Source organism: Streptomyces sp. SID10853, from assembly GCF_010548145.1.
Classification (GTDB): Bacteria; Actinomycetota; Actinomycetes; order Streptomycetales; family Streptomycetaceae; genus Streptomyces.
On sequence record NZ_JAAGLN010000399.1, the window covers coordinates 1 to 3,495 of the forward strand.

The 3,495-nt window shown below is 74.3% G+C and carries 2 protein-coding genes; one reads left to right on the forward strand and one right to left on the reverse strand.

Features of this window, described 5'->3' with window-relative positions; translation table 11 throughout:
* The coding region (locus G3I19_RS35360; protein ID WP_164267780.1) for a thioredoxin domain-containing protein at window positions 1-1,761 on the reverse strand (1,761 nt) is incomplete at its 3' end.
* Window positions 1,762-2,062: 301 nt separating this feature from the next.
* On the opposite strand from G3I19_RS35360, the gene G3I19_RS35365 reads away from it, so the two are divergent.
* Window positions 2,063-3,495, forward strand: a 1,433-nt coding sequence (locus G3I19_RS35365) for an ATP-binding protein (RefSeq protein ID WP_164267781.1), incomplete at its 3' end; no start/stop codon positions are given.

A 3,495-nucleotide genomic window follows, 5' to 3' on the forward strand; every position in this document is an offset into this window, starting at 1 on the left:
GTCGACAGCGGCCTCCGCCACCGCGAGCCCCCAGCCGATGAAGCGCGGCGCACGCGGACCGAGCGCCTTCACCACACCGAGCGCCCGTTCGGCGGCGGTGCGGTGGGCCTCGGAGCCGGTGTGCGCGGCGTACGAGAGCAGCGCCCCGGCGGCGGCGGTCCAGCCCGAAGGGGTCGCGGTGTCGGTCGGGTCCTGGGGGCGGCGGATCAGCGGCTCGGCGTCGTGCGCGGTGTCGTAGAGCGTGCCGTCCTCACCCGTGAACAGGTCGAGTACGAGATCGAGCAGGAACCCGGCGAACTCCAGCCAGACCCCTTCCCCGGTGACCCCGGCCAGCGCGAGGAAGCCCTCGGCGACATCCGCGTAGTCCTCCAGGACACCGGGGTTGGCGCCGACCCGGCCGTCCCTGGACGTACGGGAGAGGCGGGCGCCGTCGTCCATGTGCAGCCGCACCAGCAGGTCGGCGGCCTCGGTGGCGCGCTCGACCAGGTCGGGGCGGTCGAAGCAGGCGCCGGTCTCGGCGAGGGCCGCGACGGCCAGGCCGTGCCACGCGGCGACGACCTTGTCGTCCCGGCCGGGCGCGGGCCGCAGGCTCCGCGCGGCGAGCAGCCGGGCGCGCAGCTCGGCCGGCACGTCGTCGCCGGGCAGCTGGAGGACGGACGCCCCCTCCTCGAAGGTCCCCTCATCGGTGACCCCGTACAGCCGGGCGGCCCGCTCGCCGTCGGCGTCGCCCAGCAGCTCGCGCAGCTGGTCCGGGGTCCACACGTAGTAGGCGCCCTCGACGTGCCGCCCGTCCGCGTCCTCACTGTCGGCGTCCAGCGCCGACGCGAACCCGCCCTCGGGGGTACGGAGCCCGGTGGCGATGAAGTCGGCGGTCTCCAGGGCCACCCGGCGCGCCAGGTCCGACCCGGTGACCCGCCAGAGGTGGGTGTACACACGGCAGAGCAGGGCGTTGTCGTAGAGCATCTTCTCGAAGTGCGGGACCCGCCACTCCCGGTCCACGGAGTACCGGGCGAACCCGCCGCCGAGCTGGTCGTACATCCCGCCGCGCGCCATGGCCTCGCAGGTGTCGGCGGCCATCTGGAGGGCGCCGTCGGAGCCGGTACGGGCATGGTGGCGCAGCAGGAACTCGACGGCCATGGACGGCGGGAACTTGGGCGCCCCGCCGAACCCGGCGTTCTTGGCGTCGTACTCCCGCGTCAGCGCGAGCAGCGCCCCCGCGAGATCGTCCGCCCCGGGCGGCCCGGCGGCATCGTGGGTGAGCGAGCGGCCGGCCAGATCCTCCACCACCTTGGCGGCGACCTCGTCCACCTCACCACGCCGCCCGGTCCAGGCGCCGGTGACCCCTTCGAGCACCTGCCGGAAGGAGGGCATGCCGTGCCGCGGCTCGGGCGGAAAGTACGTACCGAAGTAGAAGGGCTGGGCCTCGGCATTGAGGAACACGGTCATGGGCCAGCCGCCCTGTCCGGTGGCGGCCTGCACGGCCTCCATATAGACGGCGTCGATGTCCGGACGCTCCTCCCGGTCGACCTTGACCGGGACGAAGTGCTCATTGAGGTAGGCGGCGGTCTGTTCGTCCTCGAAGGACTCGTGCGCCATGACGTGGCACCAGTGGCACGAGCTGTAGCCGACGCTGAGCAGCACCGGCACCCCACGCCTGCGCGCCTCCTCGAACGCCTCGGCCGACCAGGGCCACCAGTCGACCGGGTTGTCGGCGTGCTGGAGCAGGTACGGGGACGTTTCGTGGGCCAGGCGATTCGGCATGGGCCCAACCCTCCCATGCCGACCCCGCCGGGCCACGTATACCCCGCCTCGGGCGATGGCCGCGGTGTCTCCGTCGTCGCAGCAGATGGCCTGGTGGAGGCGGCCCCCCAGCGCGACGGCGAACCGGCTGAGTACGTCCTGGCCCGCGCTACGGCCCCGCTCGATCTGCGGGACACGCCCTGCACAGGGCCGCCCCTCTCTCCTGCCCCGTTTCCCGGTCCCCGGCCCCGTTCCCTCGCGTTCCGTCGCCCCGCGCAGGACACTTGCATTCCGAACGGAGTATCCCGGAGGGGGAATGCATATGCGGGACGGCCATCGGGCGGAAGCAGAGCGGCTGTTGGTGCGCGCCGTGGAGGAGGAGGTGAGGCGGGCGGGCGGCCGGGCCGACGCGGGGACGTTGCTGGCGCGGGGGCGTGGTGCGCTCGACGCGCTGGCCGAGAGCGCCGCCGACGAGTACGCCGCGTACACCCGCGCACTCGACGCGGCGGCAGCCGAGCAGCATCCGCTCTCCGCGCACTTCAATCGCGCGTCCCTCGCGACACCCGCGCTGGTCACGGTCGTTGCCGCGATCGCCGCATGCGGAGCGGACCTCGTCATGGGGGCCGGCGGGTCCACCGCGGTGGGCTCCGGCGTGGTCGTCGCCGTCGCCGGTGCGGCCACCACCGTCGCCAGGGTGACCGCCGCGCACTGGCCCGCCGCCCACCGCAGCGCCGGGGCCCAGGGGCAGCCCGGCGGGACCGAGCAGTTGCGGCTGGAGTGGCTGACGGCGCTGGAAGTACGGGGCATCCGCCCGTATCTGGACCAGCAGCGGATGCTCGCCGTGCCGCAGAAGAAGACGAAGAGCACGGTGCCGCCGCAGCTGCGCGGCACCGACAAGAGCGCGGCGGCGCGCAGGCGGTCCACGCTCGACCAGTCGTTCGGCCATCTGCCGGACGCGGGCGGGCCGTTCGCCGGCCGGCGGCAGGAGCTGGCGCAGATCACCCAGTGGGTGCACGCGGCCCGCGCCTCCACCGAGACCCGGCCGACGGTCGTGGTGCTGCACGGCGCCCCCGGCTCCGGGCGCACCACGCTCGCCGTCCGCGCCGCGCACCAGCTGAAGGACCAGTTCCGCGGTGCGTGCGTGGTCGATCTGCGCGGTGCGACCCGCGACGAGCCGCCCCTGTCGACCAGGGACGCGCTGCTCCATCTGCTGAATCGCCTCGGCGCGCCCCGCGAACAGCTGCTCTTCCGCGAACGCTCTTCGCCCGAGCAGCAGTTGAAGCGGCTGAGCGAGCTCTACCACCAGCATCTGACCGGCCTCGCGGTCACCGTCGTCCTGGACGACGCGTCGGACCCGGCGCAGGTGCGGGCCCTCGTACCGGAGCGCTCCGACAGCCTGGTCCTGGTGACGTCGGGCGCCCCGCTCGAACTGCCCGGTGACCTCCGCGCCTGGGTGCACCAGCTGCCGGTCGACGCGCTGGACGCGGCGGGCTCGGACGAGCTGCTGCGGGAGGCCGCCGAGGAGCCGGAGAGCCCGTACGACGCCGAAGCGACGGACCAGGTCGCGGAGTTGTGCGGCGGACTGCCGCTGGCCCTGCGGGTCGCCGGCTCCTCGCTCGGCCGGCGGTCGACGCGCGAACTCGCCGCGCACCTCGGCTCGTACCGGGACCTCCCCCCGGTCGAGCGCGCGCTGGCGCTGCGCTACAGCGACCAGCCCGAGCAGGGGCGCCGGTTGCTGCGCAGGCTCGCGCTGGC